Source organism: Roseateles aquatilis (assembly GCF_002205645.1).
In the GTDB taxonomy this organism is placed as follows: Bacteria; Pseudomonadota; Gammaproteobacteria; order Burkholderiales; family Burkholderiaceae_C; genus Roseateles; species Roseateles aquatilis.
In genome coordinates, this window is sequence record NZ_NIOF01000016.1 from 1 (window position 1) to 19,203 (window position 19,203).

The 19,203-nt window shown below is 67.5% G+C and carries 20 protein-coding genes; 7 read left to right on the forward strand and 13 right to left on the reverse strand.

Annotated features, from left to right (window positions below):
* Window positions 1-501: 501 nt before the first annotated feature.
* Both CDN99_RS24020 and CDN99_RS24025 read left to right on the forward strand, forming a co-directional pair.
* Window positions 502-984, forward strand: a complete 483-nt coding sequence (locus CDN99_RS24020; protein ID WP_088387782.1) for a GreA/GreB family elongation factor — start codon at window positions 502-504, stop codon at window positions 982-984.
* 31 nt (window positions 985-1,015) lie between these two features.
* A complete protein-coding gene (locus tag CDN99_RS24025; RefSeq protein WP_088387568.1) occupies window positions 1,016-1,720 on the forward strand; it encodes a glutathione S-transferase in 705 nt (234 codons plus the stop codon).
* Here the strand turns inward: CDN99_RS24025 and CDN99_RS24030 are convergent.
* The 5 genes from CDN99_RS24030 to CDN99_RS24050 all read right to left on the reverse strand — a co-directional run bounded on the left by CDN99_RS24030 (window position 1,680) and on the right by CDN99_RS24050 (window position 6,348).
* Window positions 1,680-2,306 (reverse strand): LysE family translocator, encoded by a 627-nt coding sequence (locus CDN99_RS24030; protein ID WP_088387570.1) that lies wholly within the window; start codon window positions 2,304-2,306, stop codon window positions 1,680-1,682. The genes CDN99_RS24025 and CDN99_RS24030 overlap by 41 nt on opposite strands.
* Before the next feature lie 253 nt (window positions 2,307-2,559).
* Window positions 2,560-3,033, reverse strand: a complete 474-nt coding sequence (locus CDN99_RS24035; protein WP_088387572.1) for a hypothetical protein — start codon at window positions 3,031-3,033, stop codon at window positions 2,560-2,562.
* A 342-nt stretch (window positions 3,034-3,375) separates the two neighbouring features.
* Window positions 3,376-3,792 carry a hypothetical protein gene (locus CDN99_RS24040; protein WP_141100960.1) on the reverse strand — a complete coding sequence of 139 codons (417 nt, stop codon included), beginning with the start codon at window positions 3,790-3,792 and terminating at the stop codon, window positions 3,376-3,378.
* 108 nt (window positions 3,793-3,900) lie between these two features.
* Window positions 3,901-4,116, reverse strand: coding sequence for a putative motility protein (locus CDN99_RS24045; RefSeq protein WP_088387784.1), 216 nt, complete (start codon window positions 4,114-4,116; stop codon window positions 3,901-3,903).
* A gap of 102 nt (window positions 4,117-4,218) precedes the next feature.
* A complete protein-coding gene (locus tag CDN99_RS24050) occupies window positions 4,219-6,348 on the reverse strand; it encodes an acyl-CoA dehydrogenase (RefSeq protein WP_088387576.1) in 2,130 nt (709 codons plus the stop codon).
* A gap of 269 nt (window positions 6,349-6,617) precedes the next feature.
* Here CDN99_RS24050 and CDN99_RS24055 point away from each other — a divergent pair, with 269 nt between their 5' ends.
* Window positions 6,618-7,208, forward strand: coding sequence for a nitroreductase family protein (locus tag CDN99_RS24055; protein WP_088387578.1), 591 nt, complete (start codon window positions 6,618-6,620; stop codon window positions 7,206-7,208).
* 42 nt (window positions 7,209-7,250) lie between these two features.
* Here CDN99_RS24055 and CDN99_RS24060 read toward each other — a convergent pair whose 3' ends face one another.
* Entirely contained in the window at window positions 7,251-7,880 is a 630-nt protein-coding gene (locus CDN99_RS24060; protein WP_088387580.1) for a DUF4124 domain-containing protein, read from the reverse strand.
* Between the two features lie 549 nt (window positions 7,881-8,429).
* Here CDN99_RS24060 and CDN99_RS24065 point away from each other — a divergent pair.
* Both CDN99_RS24065 and CDN99_RS24070 read left to right on the forward strand, forming a co-directional pair.
* On the forward strand, window positions 8,430-9,185 hold the full coding sequence (locus tag CDN99_RS24065) for a tellurite resistance TerB family protein (RefSeq protein WP_088387582.1): 756 nt from the start codon (window positions 8,430-8,432) through the stop codon (window positions 9,183-9,185).
* A gap of 219 nt (window positions 9,186-9,404) precedes the next feature.
* Window positions 9,405-9,659, forward strand: coding sequence for a hypothetical protein (locus CDN99_RS24070; protein WP_088385345.1), 255 nt, complete (start codon window positions 9,405-9,407; stop codon window positions 9,657-9,659).
* Between the two features lie 133 nt (window positions 9,660-9,792).
* Here CDN99_RS24070 and CDN99_RS24075 read toward each other — a convergent pair whose 3' ends face one another.
* Both CDN99_RS24075 and CDN99_RS24080 read right to left on the reverse strand, forming a co-directional pair.
* Window positions 9,793-10,632, reverse strand: a complete 840-nt coding sequence (locus CDN99_RS24075; protein WP_088387584.1) for a PA4780 family RIO1-like protein kinase — start codon at window positions 10,630-10,632, stop codon at window positions 9,793-9,795.
* 43 nt (window positions 10,633-10,675) lie between these two features.
* Window positions 10,676-11,167 carry a hypothetical protein gene (locus CDN99_RS24080; RefSeq protein ID WP_088387586.1) on the reverse strand — a complete coding sequence of 164 codons (492 nt, stop codon included), beginning with the start codon at window positions 11,165-11,167 and terminating at the stop codon, window positions 10,676-10,678.
* 130 nt (window positions 11,168-11,297) lie between these two features.
* Here CDN99_RS24080 and CDN99_RS24085 point away from each other — a divergent pair, with 130 nt between their 5' ends.
* Together CDN99_RS24085 and CDN99_RS24090 are read left to right on the forward strand one after the other, a co-directional pair.
* The gene (locus tag CDN99_RS24085) at window positions 11,298-13,376 is read left to right on the forward strand and encodes a LamG-like jellyroll fold domain-containing protein (RefSeq protein ID WP_088387588.1); all 2,079 of its coding nucleotides are present in this window, start codon (window positions 11,298-11,300) and stop codon (window positions 13,374-13,376) included.
* A 90-nt stretch (window positions 13,377-13,466) separates the two neighbouring features.
* Window positions 13,467-14,285: a PEP-CTERM sorting domain-containing protein gene (locus tag CDN99_RS24090; RefSeq protein ID WP_088387590.1), complete on the forward strand. Its 819-nt coding sequence runs from the start codon at window positions 13,467-13,469 to the stop codon at window positions 14,283-14,285.
* Between the two features lie 51 nt (window positions 14,286-14,336).
* On the opposite strand, the gene CDN99_RS24095 is transcribed toward CDN99_RS24090, so the two are convergent.
* The 5 genes from CDN99_RS24095 to trhA form a co-directional block, all read right to left on the reverse strand.
* On the reverse strand, window positions 14,337-15,410 hold the full coding sequence (locus CDN99_RS24095; RefSeq protein WP_088387592.1) for a pirin family protein: 1,074 nt from the start codon (window positions 15,408-15,410) through the stop codon (window positions 14,337-14,339).
* A 93-nt stretch (window positions 15,411-15,503) separates the two neighbouring features.
* On the reverse strand, window positions 15,504-16,367 hold the full coding sequence (locus CDN99_RS24100) for a TraB/GumN family protein (RefSeq protein WP_088387594.1): 864 nt from the start codon (window positions 16,365-16,367) through the stop codon (window positions 15,504-15,506).
* A 41-nt stretch (window positions 16,368-16,408) separates the two neighbouring features.
* Window positions 16,409-16,825 carry a hypothetical protein gene (locus CDN99_RS24105; protein WP_088387596.1) on the reverse strand — a complete coding sequence of 139 codons (417 nt, stop codon included), beginning with the start codon at window positions 16,823-16,825 and terminating at the stop codon, window positions 16,409-16,411.
* 260 nt (window positions 16,826-17,085) lie between these two features.
* A complete protein-coding gene (locus CDN99_RS24110; RefSeq protein WP_088387598.1) occupies window positions 17,086-18,315 on the reverse strand; it encodes a serine hydrolase domain-containing protein in 1,230 nt (409 codons plus the stop codon).
* 132 nt (window positions 18,316-18,447) lie between these two features.
* Entirely contained in the window at window positions 18,448-19,122 is a 675-nt protein-coding gene (gene trhA / locus CDN99_RS24115) for a PAQR family membrane homeostasis protein TrhA (protein WP_238139687.1), read from the reverse strand.
* Window positions 19,123-19,203 lie beyond the last annotated feature (81 nt).

The window sequence follows — 19,203 nt, forward strand, 5'->3', positions numbered from 1 at the left end:
GCCTCGATCTTGAATTCTTCTGGGTAGGGTTGCTTGCTTTGCATGGCACCTCCGATTGGGCCTCAGTTTGAGGCTCGAAGGTGTCTACTGGACCCGGGTCGATTCATGCCATGACCTAGGCCAACTCTCTCACCTTCATGGCAATGGCAGTTACCAACTCGGTATTGCCCCTCAGCACGAGGCCCATGAAAGTCTCTTCTGTGGCAGCAACTGTCCCGCTCGGGAAACGGAGCTCAAAGACTTCCATCTCCTGGGAACCTGCCACGGACCAACTACTCGCTCCGACTGTGCCACCAAGCTTCCGGACAGCGTCAACCAATAGACGGCGGAGGTTGGCGTCGAATTCAGCACCTAGGGTGAGTTCCAACATGAGACTTGGGCGTTGGCGGGTTGACGCATTCTGACCTACCAGGGTCCGCTTCCGCTGCAACACAGCCATCCAAGCCACCCGACTCCTTCACAATCAAGGCGCCCCCGCATATTCGATTCCCACCTTTGATCATGGATAAATTCTTGCTGCAGCAGCAGGTGCTGGACCGGCTCGCCGAAGACCTGCTGCAAACTGAACGAGCAGCACGCGCGGCGCATGAAACGGCGACTCACGAAGAATGCATCGCCGAGAACAAGTACGACACCTTGGGTCTCGAAGCCGCCTACCTGGCTACCGGCCAAGCTCGTCGCGCAGAAGCCATCCGTCAGGCGATGGCCGATTGGCGCCAATTCCGCCCGCTTTCTTACGATGCCAGGGTGGGCATAAAGCTCGGCGCGCTGGTCTGCCTGGTCGATTCCGACGACAAGCAGCAACAGCTTTTTCTCGGCCCGGATGGGGGCAGCATGAAGTTGGCGAGCGGCGCTCAGTTCATTCAGGTCATCAGCAGTGAAGCCCCGTTGGGCAGGGCCGTGCTGGGGAAATTCGAAGGTGATCAGGTGTCGATACAGGTCGCTTCGATCCGACAGCAATTCGAGGTGCTGTGGGTTCATTGAGCCGCCTGCAGTCACTGCAAAGACCTTAGCCATGCAAGCATCGACACCGAAACCGACACCGCACACCCCACTCTCCCCCGCAATTCCACAGTTGCCGCGGCTCTACACCTTTCGCCGCTGCCCCTACGCCATGCGTGCACGGATGGCGCTACTGCAAGCCGGGCGAGTCTTCGAAGCGGTGGAGGTCAGCTTGCGCGACAAGCCAGCAAGCTTGCTGGCCTTGTCTCCCAAGGCGACGGTGCCGGTACTGCAGTTGCCCGATGGCAGCGTGATCGAGGAGAGTTGGGACATCATGCGCTGGGCACTGGCGGTACCCGATACGCAGGGCTGGTGGGCGCGGGCGCAGTCTCCTGAGAACCTCGACCTGGTCCAGCGAAATGACGGTAACTTCAAACATCACCTGGACCGCTGGAAGTACCCCCAGCGCTACGCGAATGAGACCCTCGCCCCAGACGAACACCGCGACAGGGCGCTGGATGTGCTTCTGCGGCCGCTGGAGGCACGGCTTCGCAACGCGCCCTTGCTGGGCGGCGCCACCCCTTGCGCCACGGATCTGGCTGTCGTGCCCTTCGTCCGCCAGTTCGCCTCGGTGGAGCGGGAATGGTTTGCAACGCTGGACCTGCCGTCGGTACGGTCATGGCTGAACGGCTGGCTCGTCAACCCACTATTCGCTGCTTGCATGTACAAGTTGCCCGCTAGCGCTGCTGTGAAGCCACCTTCAATCCCAATGAAATGAAGATCACGCCGATCACCTTCCCTTGCCACCGACTGAACCTGCTCAGGCTCTTGAGCATCCGTCCAAGTGGCTTGACCGATAGAGCCAACAGAGTGGTGTAGACGGAGCTAAGGATGACGAAGATCAGCCCCAACACCATGAACTGCACGAGGCTCGATCCTTTCTCGGGATGTACGAATTGGGGGAGGAAGGCGAGAAAGAACAGCGCGGTCTTCGGGTTCAGAACTTCGGCCGGAATGGCCTCCAGGAATGCGCGACCAGGTGCGACGGACGTCGTCTTGGGGAGCGAAGGATCTGTGGGTTTCTCCATGAACGCTCGCACGCCGAGGTAGATCAGGTACGCCGCACCCACGTACTTCACCACGCTGAACGCGAATGCCGATGTCATGAGGAGCGCAGACAAGCCAACCGCGGCGAAAACGGTGTGAATGAAGTCGCCGGCGGCAACGCCAAGTCCGGTCGCGATTCCGGCCTGCCGTCCACCTTCTACGGTTCTGCTGAAAACAAGCAGAACGGCGGGGCCTGGTATCAGGAAAAGGCCGAGCACGATGGCGACATATCCGGCAAGCTCGTAGAGATCAAACATCTCGACTCCTGGTCGAAGGGATGACGAACATTCTGCATGACTGGGCCTTTTCCCTTCCGCCACATAGCGGCCACAGGCTCAGGTCCAGGAACGGAGCCCGCCTTCCGTTTTCAAGCAGCTCAAGTCGGCCCGAACGAGTCAGCTCGGCCTAGTCTTCATACTTGCTGCACGGAAAGAGCCTCATGCGACATTCGCGAAAGCGGTCATCGCGATGTGCTCCAGGAGGTCTCGGATTCGCGACCAATCGACGCCCCTACGGCGAGGCGCGGAGCAACTGCAGCTCGGTCAGCCGTTCCACGCCTCGATGGACGGCGCCGGTCTTGTACTTGAAGTCCCCGGACCGGGACGTCCATCGCAACCGTGAGCCGTCTCGCAGATGGAAGGTGAATCGGTGGCGTCGGGACATGAACGCCCATCGCAGTCCATAACCGACCGCCAGGGACAGGAGGCCGATCTGAATCGTGGTCCTCGGCTCCAGATCGTTCCAGTAGTGGATCAGGTAGTAGAGGATGCCGGCCAGCAGGAGCAGCGTCGCGATCCCCATGGCGATTTTCAGGGGTGCCAACCTGGCGTCGTACCGCGCATGCGAGACCCGGTCCCAAGGCACGACCTCGATCTTGTAAGGCGTCTTGATCGAGAGATTCCTTCGCACCACCATCAGGCCCTTCGATCCGAGGCTCGCCACTTGGCCAATGTGATAAGCGTAGTCGTCGGGCGACGTGAACATCGCGAACGTCTCATCCCTCTCTGGCTGATTCCCATCCATCCCTGTTGCCCATTCTTCGATCTGGTGATTCTTCCAACGTCAATCGCGAGGAACTCATTTGCGGCCCTCTTCGCGCAAGGACGCAAGCTTGCAACTGTGTCGCCACACCGTCTTCCGCGGGCCCTACTTCGCTGGACGTCTCCGGCCAGCGATCAAGTCCACAGAAGATGCAGGACGCGACTACGCGCATTTGCAGGTTGCGAGTTCCGCTTCAGGAAGGTGACCTAGGAGAAAGGCGACCCAAAGAGGGGCAAGCTAAAGGGGGTGGAGAGGCCCTGTTCACAAGCGACCAGCAGCGAGCGATCAATCCAGGCTCTTGCACTGGCAGGTCGCCTCAGGAGGAGTGTTCAGCTGGTGCAGCACCTGGAGCGCGAGGGCACCCTTTCCCCACCCTGTGCCTCGGTTGTGCCGCGACAGGTTCTGCTTGCCGGTGACGTCCTTCCACTCTGCAATCCCTTCGACGTGGGCGTGCGAAGGATCCGTCTCAATCTCGAACTCGATGAAGATCTCGTCAGCCGTCAAGAGGAGTCCGAATAGACGCGACGTTCCAGGGAAGTCGATGTCCAGATCGACAATGATCGCGCGTCTGCAATCGACGCCTCGCCCTTCAGCCACATCAAGTAGGGCTCCGGGCCAGCGTGTCGCGCGCCAGTAGACCGCCTCGGCCCGAATCGAGGCTTCAACTGAAGCATTCTGCTGCTGGACATTTCTCTGCCTCAAGAAGTTGGGCTCCTGCTCAACGGCCCTGCGCCAGGAACGCCATCCGAGCCCCCCGGTGTCCGGGTCGATCAATTCCCGCGACTCGCCGCGAATGCCGAAGCACCCGCGTCAGGCGTAGGTGTTGATGTTCCGCCCGAGACTGCCTTCAGTGGCCAGGGCGGGCGGCTGCGGCAAGGCCGCGAGCAGCGCGATCGCGCCGGCTTCCTGGACGTCCATGGCCTTGCGGAGCACCAGCAAGCTGGCGGCATTGCCGACCGTGCCAGGCGCTCCGTTGGAGGCACTGCTGACCGCCGAGGCGACGCTGGGTGAGTTGGTGATGTCCATCTTCGCCATATCGGCGTCTACGGCGCCGGCTTGAGGCCCGGCTTCGAAAATCGTGGGCGGGCGCAGGCCACGCACCTGGCGCAGTCGCGTGTCGGCGCGGCGCTACTCCTCGTCGACCCCGATCACCTGCTCCGCCGCCCGCAGGTACGCCAGCGCCGCCTCTGGGTTGCGCGAGCCACGCGCCACCTCCTCCAGCGAGCCCGCACGGCGCAGCGCCTTGTTGAGCTCCGGGACCTCGTCGCCCAGCGCGCGGGCGGCCTCGAGCGCCAGCATCAGATCGAGCAGCCCACCGCGCTTCGGGCGCGAGACGTCGGGACACAGCCACCGCATCAGCGCCGGCTGCGTGCGTAGCGCGTCGGCCAGCGCGAGGGCCTCGCGATCGCGCAGCGGAGCGAGGTGGCCTGTGCCGTGCAAGAGCATCGGCGCCATCGCGCGCAGGAAGCGCGACGGCAGATTGGCGTAGAGGTCGCGCAGCAGCGTCGCGGCCTCGTGCAGTTGAAGGCGGATCGCCGCGCGCGCCACCGGGAGCATCGTCGGATCCTTCTCGACCTCATAGCGCCACACGCAAGCGGCGGCGAGGTAAAGCGCGGCGAGCGCATCGCCCAGGCGTGCCGACAGCAACTCCATGCGCTTGAGCTTGCCGCCGAGCAGACCCATCGCGAGGTCGGCGGTGAGCGCATAGCGGGCCGACAGCGAGGTGAGGAGCCGAGCCTCGGCGCGCAGGTCGGCCGGCGGGTGCCCGCGCACCGGCGCATGCGCCAGACTGCGCCAGAGGTTGCGCATCACATGACCGACGTGGCCGACGAGCGCGCGGCCGAGTCGCTCGGGGTCCTGCGCCTGCACCGCCCCCATTTCCTCCAGCACGAAGGGGTGGCAGCGCGTCGCGCCCTGGCCGAAGATGATCAGTGCCCGCGACAGCAGGTTGGCGCCTTCCACCGTGATGGCGATCGGCGCATGGCGGTACGCCACGCCCAACAGGTTGCGCGGCCCGGCGATGATGCCCTTCCCTCCCAGCACGTCCATGCCGTCGTTGACCGCGCGGCGGCCCGCCTCGGTGAGCTGCACCTTGAGGATGGCGCTGGCGACGCTGGGACGCTCGCCGGCGTCCAGCGCCGCGGCGGTGTAGCGCCGGGCGGCGTCGGTGGCGTAGAGCCGCGCGGCCATCTGCGCGGTGATGCCCGCGATGGCGTGGAAGCGTCCGATGGGCAGGCCGAACTGCTCGCGCACCTGGCCATAGCCGTTGACCACGAACAGCGCCGTCTGCTGCATCGCAGCGCCCATCGCCGGCAGCGAAATCGCGCGGCCGGCGGCCAGGCACTCCATCAGCATGCGCCAGCCCTGACCGACCCGCTCCTCGCCGCCGATCACCCAGTCCATGGGCACGAAGACGTCGTCCCCGCGGATCGGGCCGTTCATGAAGGCAGAGTCCATCGGACGGTGGCGGTGCCCGATCTCCATGCCGGGCGTGGGCACGGGCAGCAGCGCGCAGGTGATGCCCAGCTCCTGCTGGCCGGCGGGCCGCGACGGATCCACCGCCTGGAAGGCCAGGCCCACCACGCTCGCCACCGGCGCGAGCGTGATGTAGCGCTTGTCGAAACGCACGCTGAATCCACGCACCCTGCGGCCGTCGATGTCGCGCTCGGTGAGCACGCCGCGGTCGGGGATGGCAGCGGCATCCGAGCCGGCATGCGGCGAGGTGAGACCGAAGCACGGCAACTCGCGGCCGTCGGCCAGGCGCGGCAGGTAGTGTTGCTGCTGGGCCGGCGTGCCGTAGCGCAGCAGCAGTTCGGCCGGGCCCAGCGAGTTGGGCACCATCACCGTCACCGCGCAGGCGGTGTTGACGGTGGCGATGCGGGTCACCACCTCGGCATGCGCGTAATGGCCGAAGCCCAGGCCGCCATGTTCCTTGGGGATGATCATTCCGAAGAAGCGCTGCTCGCGCAGGTAGCGCCACACCTCCGGCGGCAGGTCGCCGGCCTTGTCGATGGCGTGGTCGTCGAGCATGCCGATGAGCGTGTTCACCTCGTGGTCGAGGAAATGGCGCTCCTCGTCGGTGAGGCGATTGGGCCCCCGTGCGATCAACGCGTCGAAGTCGGGCTGGCCGGCGAAAAGCTGCCCCTCGAAGCCCACCGTGCCGGCTTCGAGCGCCGCCCGTTCGGTGTCGCCCATCGCGGGCAAGGCCTTGGAAAAGGGCGTCATCGCCAGACGCCCGATGAGTCGGTGAAGTCCCATGCGACTAGCCTAGGTCCGCGCGCCCGGCGACGACGTCAGCCCGGAGCGCAGGCGCGCGTAGGACGCGAGGCAGCGATGGACCTGCCCGGCGGCCCGGACGCCGGCCGTTCCCAGGTTGAGGCGCCCACACCGCCACGGCCTCCCGGCAGACGCGCCATGCGGCGGCCGGGGCCGCTTGCCCGCCGGACCGCATGTGCTTATGCGCGCTTGTGCTTGGCGCCCAAGGCACACCGCGTGCCATCCTCGCCGCATCCAAGGAGAACCGCCCCATGTCCGAGCGAGAAGCCCATCACCCGATCGATCCGCAGTTCCTGACCCGCTGGTCGCCACGCGCCTTCACCGGCGAGCCGCTGGACAGCCCCACCTTGCACAGCTTCCTGGAGGCGGCGCGCTGGGCGCCGTCGGGCTACAACGCGCAGCCGTGGCGCTTCGTGTATGCGCTGGCCGGCACGCCGGCATGGACACCGCTGTTCGAGACGCTCAGCAGCACCAACCAGAGCTGGGCGCATCGCGCGTCGGCGCTGGTGCTGGTGGTGTCTCAGCAGCGCTGGCTGCCGCCGGGCAAGTCCGTGCTGGAGCCGAATCACACGCATGCCTTCGACAGCGGCGCTGCCTGGGCCTTCCTGGCGCTGCAGGCGTCGATCGCGGGCTGGCACGCCCACAGCATCGGCGGCTTCGACCGCGAGCGCGCCCGCGCGGCGCTGGCCATCCCCGAGGACTACTCGCCGCAAGTGGTGATCGCGCTGGGCCGGCGTGGCGATCCGTCGGTGCTGCCCGACGCGCTGAAGGCGCGAGAGCAGCCGAACTCACGCCTGCCGCTGAGCGCCCTGGCGGCCGAGGGGAGCTTCCCCTTCGATTGAGCGCCGCGCTGGCCGATCGGTGGATCGAAGCACGGCGACAGCTCAGCGTTCCGCCGGGCACTCCCGGCCACGCGCGCGCAGGTCCGCGCAGTACGCGGCGCGCGACTCCCGACGATCCGCGCTGCGCGAGATCCGGTCCCCTTCCGAGGGGTCGGCGGCGCTGTGCATCGATTCCGCGCGACGGCGCGCATCCGCCCCGCCGCTCAGGCTGCTCTGCGCATCCTGCGCGTCACGGCTGATCTTCCAGTCGGCGGCGGTGTAACGGCCCTGCCCCTTCTGGCACTGCCGCGCGCGGCGGATCTCGTCCTGCATGAAGGACTTCGCCTCGCGGCTCAGGCTGATCGAGCTGGCGCGGGTCTCCATGCCGGCGATGTCGCGGTCCGTCGGGCAGACGTTCTGGGATGCCGCGGGGCCGGCGCCGGCCTGCTGCATTCTTTCCATCTGCGACTGCGCCGCAGCGGCGGCGGCCTCGTCCTTCGACCGGGCGATGGCCGCCCGATCAGCGGACGCGTCGAGCGAGTTGGCCTGCAATGCGGCGGGATTCAGGGCCTCGCCCTTGGCTTCGCATTTGCGGTCCGAATACACCGTCTTTCCATTCACCTCGCACTTCCAGACTTGCGCCTGGACACCGGCGGCGGCGAGGAGAAGGCCGAGGGGGATCAAGAGTCGCATTATTGTCTTTCCCTTTGAGAACGCACGCGATGCAACGCGCCCGCGCCGAGCTGCGTTGACCCGCGCCGGGTCTGCGGAATTCCCAGGCCCGCGCAGGCGCCAGGCGCCCTTAGCCTATCACCCGGCCTCAACGATCCCCATCGGTTGGCGCCAGCCCTTCACATTGACGGGTCTTCCAATACGGCCACGCCCAGCGCCCCATGCCCTGCCCCGCCACGCGGGCTCCTCGGCCGCGGATGGACGCTCGGTGTCGTCAATCGACCATTGACCATCAATGACAGGTCGTTCCACGAGGGGTGCTGCGTCCCCACCTCGACGTACCAGTCCTTGAGCTGACGGGAACGATCGGCGGCGTCCCGCCGCCTCGCGCCAGTTGCCACTTCAGCCAGGATGTCGCGTCGCCGTCGCCGGCCCGTCACTTCGCTAGCACCGCGCCTGACGCGGCGCAAGACGGTCGAGCCGAGCCCCCAGCGCGGACCGAACGCACTGGGGATCCCGCACGATGCCCTCAACTGACGGCATCTCCCACCGCCTAGAAAGGGGCTAGCAATGAGCGCACACGGACTTCTGGATCAACTGTTGAGGTCCGGCCGGGACCTGCTGGAGGGCCGCGCCGGCTCGACGGGCAAAGGGGGCCTGGGCGGCTTGGGCGGCACGCTCGGCGGGCTGGGCAATCTCGGCGGCCTCGGGAAGATCGGAGCCGGCGCGGGCGCGGCGGGCGTCCTGGGCGCCCTGCTGGGCAGCAAGCGCGGCCGGAGCTACGGGGGCAAGGCGCTGAAGTACGGCAGCATCGCCGCGCTGGGCCTGATGGCCTACAAGGCTTACACCGCCTGGCAGGCACAGCAGCAGGCGCAAGGCCGACAGCCTGCGCCCGGATCGACGACGCCATCGTCGGCGCCGGCCGCCTTGACCGCGGAACCGCGCACCCTCGACCGCGTCCCGCAGGCCGAGGCCGAGCAGCACAGCCGTGCCGTGCTGCTGGCGATGATCGCGGCGGCCAAGGCCGACGGCCACCTGGACGATCGCGAGCGGGAGTTGATCGAGCAGGAACTGGGCCGCCTGGAAGGCGATGCCACCCTGCATCGCTGGCATGAGGAAGAGTTGCGCCGACCGCTCGATCCGGCCGCCGTCGCGAAGGCCGCCGCGACCCCGGAAATCGCGGCCGAGATGTACCTCGCCAGCCTGCTGATGGTCGACGAGACCAGCTTCATGGAGCGCGCCTACCTCGACGAACTGGCCCGGCAGTTGCGACTGCCCGAAGGGCTGAAGGCGCAACTGGAGGCTCAGGCGCTGGCGGCGGGCTGAACGGGTTCTGCGCTCCTGGCCCGACCGGGCCGCAAGCGCCGACGGGGCTCGCCCGGTCGGCGCTTTTCATTTGGACATCCCCTGGAGGCGCCACGGCTCATCCGCCATTGACGCACCTCACACCGTCGCGCCGCTGCTTCGTCGCCCGGCGCTGGAGAGGCCCCGGGTCGATGACGACACTCCATCCATCGACACAGCCCACCCCTTCAGGAGATCGACATGAACACCACCAGCCGCCTTGCCCTCGCTTCCGCCACCCACACCACCGCCAAGGCTGTCGTCTTCGGCGTGCTGGCCTCGATGGCCCTGGTGATCGGCATCGCCCACGCTCAAGGCCAGCGCGAGCTGCGCGCCTCGATCGTCACGCTGGACCCGGTGGTCATCTCCGTCAAGCGCGAGCAACTGCCCACCGTCTACATCACCGGCCGCCGTGACGCCTCCGTCGACGGCAGCCAAGTCGCCTCGATCCAGTGAGCCCCCACGGTTGCGCTGTATCGACGGAGCGATCCGCGTACTGACGACCCTCGGTTCGCTCCCAAGCAAAACGCCCGGCTCAGGCCGGGCGTTTTGCTTTTGACTCGCCATCACGGCGGCGTCAGGCGGCGCTTCACTGCATCCGCAGTTGCCTCGCTGATTCCTCATCCCGCGCGTTGTCGATCTCCCGAATCACTTCGCCCAGATCGACCGGCCCGGTCGGTTTCTTGAAGTGGCCGGTCAGCGGCGTGTCCGTCTGGAGCGCCCCTCGCTCGTACAACGCCCAGATCTCGGGCCCGTAGTCGGTGCTGAGCAGATCCGGCGCGAAACCGCCGAAGAAGTCGCGCAGGTTGGCCACGTCGCGCAGCAGCATGCGCTTGGCGTGGTTGTTGCCCGCCGCGTCGACGGCCTGCGGCAGGTCGATGATCACCGGACCATCGCCGGCCAGCAGGATGTTGAACTCGGACAGATCGCCATGGACCACGCCGGCGCAAAGCATGCGAACCACCTCGACCAGCAGGGTCTGGTGATGCGTGCGCGCCTCCTCGGCCGTGAACATCACGTCGTTGAGGCGAGGCGCCGCGTCACCGTTCTCGTCGGCCACCAGCTCCATCAACAGCACCCCGTCCATGAAGTTGAACGGCGTGGGCACACGCACGCCGGCCGCGGCCAGGCGATACAACGCATCGACCTCGGCGCTCTGCCAGGCGGCCTCCTGCGCCTGCCGGCCGAACTTCGTGCCCTTGGCCATGGCCCGTGCCTGCCGGCTGTTCTTGGTCTTGCGGTTCTCGGTGTAGTCCACCGCCTGCCTGAAGCTGCGCTGCGTGGCCTCCTTGTAGACCTTGGCGCAGCGTGTCTCGTCGCCGCACCGCACGACGTAGACCAGCGCTTCCTTGCCGCTCATCAGCTGACGCACCACCGTGTCGATCAGGCCTTCCTCGAGCAGGGGCTGGAGTCGCGGGGGCGTCTTCATCGGAACCTGGGGCGGTGGCGCGCGAACGCGGGCTCGCCGGACCTCATGACCGCGGCCTCTGGAACTCGTTCTCGACCCACGCGGCGGCGCTCGCCTCGTTGAGCCGGAAACCGGCCGCGACACGCACCTGCGCGATCTGCTCGCCCGCCTCGTCCCGGGCGGTCAGCAACGCATACGGGTTGTCGTCGTCGGGCACGATGTCCAGCAGGACCTGGAGGCGCCCAGCGGGCGTGTCCAATTTGAGGCTCTTGTGCAGCTGCGCATGCAACTGCTGCTCGTGACGGCGCAGCACCTCGGAGGCCGTCTTCACCAGCGTGTGGAAGGCCGGGGCGTCCAGCGGCTTGGGGTTCTTCTTGTCCCGCCCCATCGTCCAGGGGCCCACCAGCGCGGGTTCGGTCTCGCCGGCCAGGGTCATGGCCACGGCCCAGCCGTCGTCGTCCTCGTTCTTGATCACCCGCGCCGTCCAGCGCTCGTCACGCCACAGCCGCGGCTCCTGAATGATGGTCGGTTCTTCTTCGGAAAAATTCGTGCTCATCGGAAGAAGGTATCACGTCGGCGAGCCAGGGGGACCATGCTGCCCATGCCGCGCTGTCACTCCCAGGTCTTGCGCCATGAACAGACTGTTGCATTCCCGGGCACAGGCTCTCTTCGCACGATCTCCTCCCATGACCGATCCCACTCCCCAGTCCGTCGACCAGGACGCCAACGACCGTCCGTCCCCTCTTCTCGCGGACCGCCGCGCGGTGCTTCGCGGCGCCGCCGGACTCTCCGCGCTGGCCGCCGGCGCCGGCCTGATGGATGGCGCGCAGGCCGCGCCCGGACCGGTCACCAGCTTCGCCATCGCGGTGCTGCCGGACACGCAGTTCTATTCACGCTACGCGACCACCGACGAAGGCCAGCAGTTCCAGAATCGCTACGGCTCCACGCCCTACGCCGCGCAGACGGGCTGGATCGCGACCAACGCCAGCACCTACAACATCCCCTTCGTCATCCACCTGGGCGACGTGGTCGACCAGCAGGGCAAGCCGAATCAATGGCGTGTCGCCGATGCCGCGATGCAGCTGCTGGAGAACGCCGGGGTGCCCTACTCCATCCTGGCGGGCAACCATGACGTGATCACCGATTACGACTATCACGTCCCCGCCGACCAGAACGCCGGCACCGACGCGCAGCGCAATCTCGCGGCGGAGCCCTACCTGCAGTGGTTCCCCGCCAGCCGCGCCGCACGCCAACGCACCTTCCGCGAGCGCGACAGCTCCGCCTTCCACGAGTACCACGTCTTCAGCGCGCACGGTGTGCAGTTCATGGTGCTGTCGCTGTCGTGGCGCATCTCGAATGCCGGCATCGCCTGGGCGCGCGACGTGTTGCGCCGCAACCCGACGCTGCCGGTGATCGTGGCCAATCATCAGTTGCTCAACATCGCGACCGACGGCAGCAGCCCGCTCGAGACCGACTACGGCCGCATGCTGTGGGACCAGCTGATCGTGGACAACGATCAGATCTTCATGACGCTCAACGGCCACCACCACGGCGCCGCCTACCTGCGCAAGTTCAACAACTTCGGCAACGAAGTCCACCAGATGGTGGTCGACTATCAGATGGACTACCAGGGCGGCAACGCGATGATGCGGCTGTGCGAGGTGGACCTGGGCAACAACAGGATCGACGTGATGTCGTTCTCGCCGTGGGTCATCGCCAAGCCGGCGGCCACGCTGACGCAGTTCGACTTCGCCGAGCTGACGGCCCCGAACCAGCGCTTCACCATCAACATCAACTTCAAGAAGCGCTTCGCCGGCTTCATGCGCTGGAAACCGACGCTGTCGACCACCGGCACGGCCATCCTGCCGCGCGTGCGCGCGAACCTGCTGGCCGGCTACCAGGAGCCGACACCCGTGGTCATGCGTCCGCCGGTCGACGCCGCCGACTTCCCGCTGATCGCCGGCGACGACAACTACGCCCACTGGCGGGCGCCGGCCGGCATCGCCGACGGCCAGATCGTGCAGGTCGGCGAGGCGATGCCCAACATCACCACCAGCGGCCAGCACGTCGGGCAGCACATGTTCCGCGTCGCGCCCAGCGGCGCGGCTCAGCTCGGGGACGTCGTCTGGTCCACCGACAAGCACCGCCTGTCGTCCGCGCCGGGCAGCGTGCGCTTCCTCAACACCGACAAGACGGTCGGCCGATTGAACGCCTTCCTCACGGCGATGGGCGCCTCGGTCAACAACCGCAGCTTCTGGAACGGCTACACCATCGAGACCTTCGTCAAGATCCCGGACAACTGGGATGCCACCAAGCACCGCTGGGGCAACCTGCTGGGACGGGTCGGTCGTCGCGGCAACGTGCCGGGCGGCTACCGCGGCGGGGATCCGGAAGCCTCCAGCGTCCTCTTCGCGGTGTCCAACCTGCGCGAGATCCAATGGGAGGTCGTGCCGGCGTCCAACGCCCAGTACGCGCAGACCGCCTGGTCGGGCGAGATCATCCGCGGCACCTGGTACCACATCGCCATCGTCAACGACCCGTCCACGCGCACGACCACGCTGTACATCGACGGCGCCCCGGTGCTGCGCAACGTGGCCAACGCGGCCACCGGCGCGCGCTCGATGAGCGTCAACAACCCCTGGATCATCGGCGCGGGCTGGTGGGATACGGTCCTGGACGACGGCTTCTACGGCTGGCTCGGCGAGCTGCGCCTCGTCGGCCGCCCGCTGCCGTCGACCCAGTGGCTGACCGCGCGTCGCGCCTGAACCAGCCGACGACACCTCCGACTTTCTGAATCACGGGCAGGCGCCCCGGCGTGGACGCCTGCCTCCTCGACTTCCTCCTGGAGCCACTTCATGTCCCTTCACCTCCTCATCGCCGCCGCCGTCGCGGCCTGCCTGATCGGCGCCTCCGCGCAAGCCGCGCCGGTCCAGGCCACCGGCGGCATCTTCGACGGCAACGGTTATGGCACCCGCTATGTCGGCCCCGGCGGCACGGTCCCGCTGACCAACCAGGCGCTCGGACAAGTCGTCGACGGCGGCAACGGCGCCTTCGATGCCTTCGGTTTCTACAACGCCGGCACGTCGGGCCTGTCGCAGATGCGGCAGGTGGACCTGCTGAGCGGCAACGTCTACCGCTTCTTCGACACCTTCACCAACAACGGCGTCCAGTCGATCAGCACGCGGCTGAACTTCTTCGGCAACCTCGGCTCCGATGGCGACGAACTCATCAGCGACGACCGGAGCGGCCTGATCGTCAGCTGCGAGGACGACGGCACGGGGGTCTGCGGCTACGACCCGGTGCTGGCGCTGGTGTCGGGCAACAACGGCCTGGGCCAGGCGTCGATCACGCCGGACCGGTACAACGTCGGCTTCCTCGTCAACATCGCCCCGGGCCAGAGCCTGAGCCTGCTGAACTTCGCGTTCCTGTCCAGCGACGAGTCGGGGCCGACGGCGCAGGACGTCGCGCTGGCGCAGTCCACCGGCCTGGCGCTGCTGCAGGCGCCGCGTGTCGAGGGGCTGAGCAGCGCCCAGCTCGCGACCGTGGCCAACTTCAACATGACGGTGCCGGAGCCGTCGAGCTGGGCCCTGCTGTTGACGGGCATCGTGGTGCTGGGGTGGCAGAAGCGCCGTCGCGGCGCCGGCATTCGCCCGCGCGGTCTGGCGCTGGCTTGACCCTCGACCGCGCCGCGCCCTCGGGGCGCGGTGGGTCGTCGCCGCGGCGCCCTATGTCTGCGACGGATGCCGCTCCGTCCGTCCATCCGCATGACGGGCGAAGCGGCCCTCCTCGTCGCCGTGCACGGGCGCGGTATCCGGCCAGGGCCAGCCGCCGAACTCGGTGCGGCGGTAATCGTCGAATGCCTGCCGCAGCTCCTGCTCGGTGTTCATGACGAAGGGGCCGTACTGCGCCACCGGCTCGCCGATGGGTCGGCCCTGCAGCATCAGCAGCTCGCCGGGCTCGTCGCCATTGGTCAGGGTGACGGTGGCGCCGGCTCGCACCTCGATGGCCGAGCCGACGGGCACGGATTGCCCGTCGATCGTGATCCGCGAGCCCGCGAAGAAGTACAGCTTGCGGCGCGTGCCCTCCCCCGTCGCCGCCGGCAGCACCCATTGCGCGCCGGGCTCCATGCGCAACGTCCACATGGCCAGATCCGAATGCAGGCGCGACGCCCACGAATCCGGCGGCGGCGCCAGCGGCTTGATCACGCCGCCACCGCCGTTGCCCGCGGCGGGAAGATCGCCCGCGACGATCACCACCTCGGTGGCGCGTCCCGTTTCATCGACGAAGGTGCGCCGCGGGATGTCCTGCGACCAGAACATCGTGAAATGCGGATCGACCATCTTGCTGTCCGCGGGCAGGTTGAGCCAGATCTGGAACAGCTCCAGCGCATTCGGCCGATCGGTCTGCAGCAGGGGGAACATCTCCGCGTGGACGATGCCCTTGCCGGCCGTCAGCCACTGCACGTCGCCGCCCCCGAAACGCGCGCCGGCGCCGAGCGAGTCGGAATGGTCGATGCGCCCCTTGCGCACGATCGTCACCGTCTCGAAACCGCGGTGAGGATGGGCGGGGAAGCCCGGTACCTGCTGGCCGTGATACATGCTCCAGCCGTCCTTGCGCGAGAAGTCGGAGCCCATCTGCCGGCCCGACAGCAGTGAGGCATCCGGCCCGTAGCGGCCGTTGCCGGGAGGGTAGGCGTCGTCGTGATGGACGCAGAACAGGAACGGATCCAGCGTCTCCCAGGGCATGCCCAGCGGCTGGATGGCGACGATGGTGGAGTCGGTCGGGGCGTTGGCGGTCATGGTTGATTTCCCAAGTTCCCCGCCACCCTAACCCGATCTGGCAGCCCTTGTGGGGGACCGGCCTTTTTTTGCCGGCCTGTCGCGCAGCGACGCCTACTCTCGCATCTCAGGCTGCCGGCGCACGGCCGGTCCGGACGCGGTGACCGGGCCGAGATGGACACGCGTGTCGATCCGCGCATCGGGAAGGTCCCATGGCCCGCCGCTCAAGGGCGTCGGCCCGCAGCCCTTGGCCCGCAGACAGGCCCAGGTCTCGCCCGCGCCGCCGCCCAGCCCGATGACATGGACCGGCCCGCGCGACGCCAGCACGTCCCCCATGGAGGGCGCGCCGATCATGTCCCGGTGCGTCTTCGATCCGACCACGGTGTGGAAGGTGCCAGCGAACACCACGGCGACATGCGTGGGATGACGTTGCAGCGCGGCGGTGACGCTGTCCGCCATGTCCAGGTCTTCCTGTGCCTGCAAGGCGTTGTCGTCCAACCTGGGCACCGAAGCCGAGCTGTCAGGCACTTCGAACCGTGGCGGCTTGCGCATCATCACCAGCTCAACCGGCTGACCGGTCTGGCGCCATTGCCGCAACTGATCCAGCAATCTGAACACGGCCTGACTGCTACGACCGTCCTGCATCGCCATGTTCCAGCCGCGCTGCCCGAGCAGCGCGCGGACATCGGCGGCGGTACCGGCGGAGGCGAGGAAACGCTCCGTCGATACCTGCTCGGCATCGGCGCGTTCCAGGGCCACGATCACGGGGCGATGCTGAGCCAACAGGCCGCAGACCAGGCGCGCGACGAACGCGGGCGCCTGCTCGTTGCCATGGGTCTCGCCGACGAGGATGGTCCGCTCGGTGATGCGCTCCAGCTTGAGTTGCGCGTCGACTTCGCAGGCCGGGCTGGCCGCGTGGACCCGCGCCGTCAGGAGGCCAAGCGCCGCGGCGCAGAGCGTCTTCAACAGGGGGCTCATCCCAGAGCCCCAGTCATTGGGCTTTGATCGGGCATCACCCCTCAGCCCGAATGCGCCAGCGACAAGCCGCCCTTGCCATCGGGCAGCCAGACTTCCGCGTTGTCGGAACTGGCGTCGAGGAACCCGACGCCATGTTTGGCCGCGAGTCTGAATGTGGCCTCATGGGCTTGCTCGGCCAGGGACCATGCGAACGCGGCGTAGATGACGACCTTTCCAACGCTGTAATCGGTGACGGATGTGTCGTCCTCCGGAATATCTTCAGAGGCGTGGGGGCCGTTCATCGCCGGATAGGACTGGATCATGTCAAGGAACCACGCGCGAAGCGGTGACGTGGAAACTTCGGGGTCGTCGTATGAATGATCCTCGCCCCACTCGGCTTGTTCTTGGTACCACGCCAGGAATGCGTCCCGATCCTTCGGGGCTGGGTCCGGGTCAAAGACCATCAGGTCGTCGCTCATTGCGCTGATCTCTCCATGGCGGGGTGTCGATGTGTGCGGGAGTGTCGCACCCCGCGTCTCGAAATCTCGACACGCCCACTTCGACGGTCCGGAAGAGCGAGCCGGAGAGAATCCGTCCTCGCTTCTCGTCGATGGGGTCGCGGTTCATGGCGGCGGACACGTCCGGTCGTCGAGGATGACAAGGCCGCCCACGAAGAGCGCGCGCGTCGATGCAAGTGATAGCCGAGCCGCACGGCTCGCACGATCAAGCGTCGGCCACCTCAGCCGTACACCGCGCGCCGCAGGTCCCGGTGCAGGGCCTCGTCGAACGGCATCTTCTGGACGAAGAACACCACCGCGAGTCGATTGGCCGGGTCCACCCAGAACAGCGTGGATGCCGCCCCACCCCAGGAGAACTCGCCCACCGCGCCGGGCGCCTCGTCCGCCGCGGCAGGCGCCGTGCGCACCGAGCCGCCGAAGCCGAACCCGACGTTGGGGTTGGCATGGAAGTGCCGCTGCGTGATGGCCGGGTCGAGGTGATCGACGAGCATCAGGCGCACGGTCGCGGGCCGCAACACGCGCACGCCGTCGAGCGTGCCTTCGTTCAGCAGCATGCGCGCGAAGCGGAGGTAGTCGTCGATGGGCGCGATCAGCCCCGCGCCTCCGGACGCGAACGTGAATGGCAGGTCGGGTTCGCGCCGGGGTGGCTGGCCGTCGGGGAACTGGTAGGTGGCGGCCATCCGGTCCTTCAGCGCGGCGGGTTGCGTCCAGTCCGTCTCTCGCATGCCCAACGGCCGCAGGATGTGGCGACGCACATGCGCATCGAAGGGCTCGCCCGCCAGCACCTCCACCAACCGGGCCACGATGTCGGTCGATGTGCCGTAGTGCCAGGCGGTGCCTGGCTCGTGGCGCAGCGGCAGCGCGGCCACCGCGCGGCTGAACGCGGCAAGGTCGGGCGATGTCGCCAACGGGTCCGCCGCGCGGAACGCTCGATCGGCCGGGCCGTCCAACATCGCGTACGTCAGGCCGGCGGTATGCAGCAGCACGTCGCGCACGAGGATGGGCCGCTCCGCCGGTCGCTCGCCAGCGCCGTCGTCGGCATGGACCCGCATGGCCTTGAACTCCGGCAGGTAGAGCGCGAGCGGATCTTCCAGCCGGAAGCGGCCCGCGTCCCACAGGCGCATCAACGCGACCGACGCCACCGGCTTGGTCATGGACCAGATGCGCGCCAGCGTGTCGCGGGCCATCGGCCGCCGGGCTTCCCGGTCGGCCAGGCCGAAGGCGCCGAAGTAGCGTTCGGCGCCGCCTTGCCAAACCACCGCCGACACCCCCGCGACGCGGCCCTCCGCCACCATGCGCTGCAGCGTCTGCTCGATGCGTCGGGCGGAGAGCGCCGAAGTGGAGGCGCCGGTTTGAAGGCGAACGTCATTGGGCGCCGCCGTGGCGGCGGCCAGGGCGGGTGCCGCCAATGCCATCCCAAGGACGTGGCGACGGGAAGGAGCTTGCGTCATGCCCGCATGCTAGGGGCGTACCTCGATGTAATCAGCGACCTGGGCGGACCGGCGCTTCAGGGGTATCCCTCGATCCAGCGCAGTCCGGGGATGTCGGTCCAGCCCGATGCGCAAGCCTCTCGCGGGCGGCCTTCACCGATAGGCATAGAACAGCGCCGCGAAGAAGTGGCAGACGCTGCCGCCCAGCACGAACAGGTGCCAGACGAAATGCGCGTAACGCAGCTTGTTGTCCAGCAGGAAGACGACCGCGCCCAGCGTGTAGCTCAACCCGCCCGCCACCAGCAGCGCGAGCCCCGGACCCGGCGTGTTCTCCACCAGCGGGCCGATGGCGAACACCACCACCCAGCCCATGGCGAGATACAGCCCCGTGGACACCAACGGATGGCGCAGCCGATTCAGCAGCTTGATCGTCACCCCGAAGGCGGCCGCGGCCCAGATGGCGACCAGCAGCGCCATGCCCGGCCCCTTGTGCAGCACGCCCAGCGTGAAGGGGGTGTAGCTGCCGGCGATGAAGACATAGATCGCCGCATGGTCCAGCCGCATCAGCCACGCCTTGACGCGGCCGTTGGCCAGCTTGGCGGGCAAGGCGTGATACAGCGCGGAGATGCCGTACAACAGGATGCCGGTGGACGCGAAGACGGCCGCCGCCACCACGTCCGCCACCTCGCCATGGCCCATCGCGCGGATCACGAGGATGGGCAAGGCGGCGATGGCCAGCAACGCGCCCAGGCCGTGGCTGATCGCGTTGGCGATCTCTTCTCCCAGGGTTTGCGGGCGGTCGGCGGTCGTGCCGGTAAGGTCGGTCATGAAACGGGTCTCTCGTGCTGACAGACGGAGCATGCCAGCGTTTGCCGCCCCCGTGCCGGAAGCGGGGCCGCCTCCTATACT

Excerpts from the sequence above, each read along its gene's own strand:
- CDN99_RS24020 (WP_088387782.1), top strand. The coding sequence starts at position 502 with ATGGATAAATTCTTGCTGCAGCAGCAGGTGCTGGACCGGCTCGCCGAA.
- CDN99_RS24025 (WP_088387568.1), top strand. The coding sequence starts at position 1,016 with ATGCAAGCATCGACACCGAAACCGACACCGCACACCCCACTCTCCCCC.
- CDN99_RS24030 (WP_088387570.1), bottom strand. The coding sequence starts at position 2,306 with ATGTTTGATCTCTACGAGCTTGCCGGATATGTCGCCATCGTGCTCGGC.
- CDN99_RS24035 (WP_088387572.1), bottom strand. The coding sequence starts at position 3,033 with ATGTTCACGTCGCCCGACGACTACGCTTATCACATTGGCCAAGTGGCG.
- CDN99_RS24045 (WP_088387784.1), bottom strand. The coding sequence starts at position 4,116 with ATGGACATCACCAACTCACCCAGCGTCGCCTCGGCGGTCAGCAGTGCC.
- CDN99_RS24050 (WP_088387576.1), bottom strand. The coding sequence starts at position 6,348 with ATGGGACTTCACCGACTCATCGGGCGTCTGGCGATGACGCCCTTTTCC.
- CDN99_RS24055 (WP_088387578.1), top strand. The coding sequence starts at position 6,618 with ATGTCCGAGCGAGAAGCCCATCACCCGATCGATCCGCAGTTCCTGACC.
- CDN99_RS24060 (WP_088387580.1), bottom strand. The coding sequence starts at position 7,880 with ATGCGACTCTTGATCCCCCTCGGCCTTCTCCTCGCCGCCGCCGGTGTC.
- CDN99_RS24065 (WP_088387582.1), top strand. The coding sequence starts at position 8,430 with ATGAGCGCACACGGACTTCTGGATCAACTGTTGAGGTCCGGCCGGGAC.
- CDN99_RS24070 (WP_088385345.1), top strand. The coding sequence starts at position 9,405 with ATGAACACCACCAGCCGCCTTGCCCTCGCTTCCGCCACCCACACCACC.
- CDN99_RS24075 (WP_088387584.1), bottom strand. The coding sequence starts at position 10,632 with ATGAAGACGCCCCCGCGACTCCAGCCCCTGCTCGAGGAAGGCCTGATC.
- CDN99_RS24080 (WP_088387586.1), bottom strand. The coding sequence starts at position 11,167 with ATGAGCACGAATTTTTCCGAAGAAGAACCGACCATCATTCAGGAGCCG.
- CDN99_RS24085 (WP_088387588.1), top strand. The coding sequence starts at position 11,298 with ATGACCGATCCCACTCCCCAGTCCGTCGACCAGGACGCCAACGACCGT.
- CDN99_RS24090 (WP_088387590.1), top strand. The coding sequence starts at position 13,467 with ATGTCCCTTCACCTCCTCATCGCCGCCGCCGTCGCGGCCTGCCTGATC.
- CDN99_RS24095 (WP_088387592.1), bottom strand. The coding sequence starts at position 15,410 with ATGACCGCCAACGCCCCGACCGACTCCACCATCGTCGCCATCCAGCCG.
- CDN99_RS24100 (WP_088387594.1), bottom strand. The coding sequence starts at position 16,367 with ATGAGCCCCCTGTTGAAGACGCTCTGCGCCGCGGCGCTTGGCCTCCTG.
- CDN99_RS24105 (WP_088387596.1), bottom strand. The coding sequence starts at position 16,825 with ATGAGCGACGACCTGATGGTCTTTGACCCGGACCCAGCCCCGAAGGAT.
- CDN99_RS24110 (WP_088387598.1), bottom strand. The coding sequence starts at position 18,315 with ATGACGCAAGCTCCTTCCCGTCGCCACGTCCTTGGGATGGCATTGGCG.
- trhA (WP_238139687.1), bottom strand. The coding sequence starts at position 19,122 with ATGACCGACCTTACCGGCACGACCGCCGACCGCCCGCAAACCCTGGGA.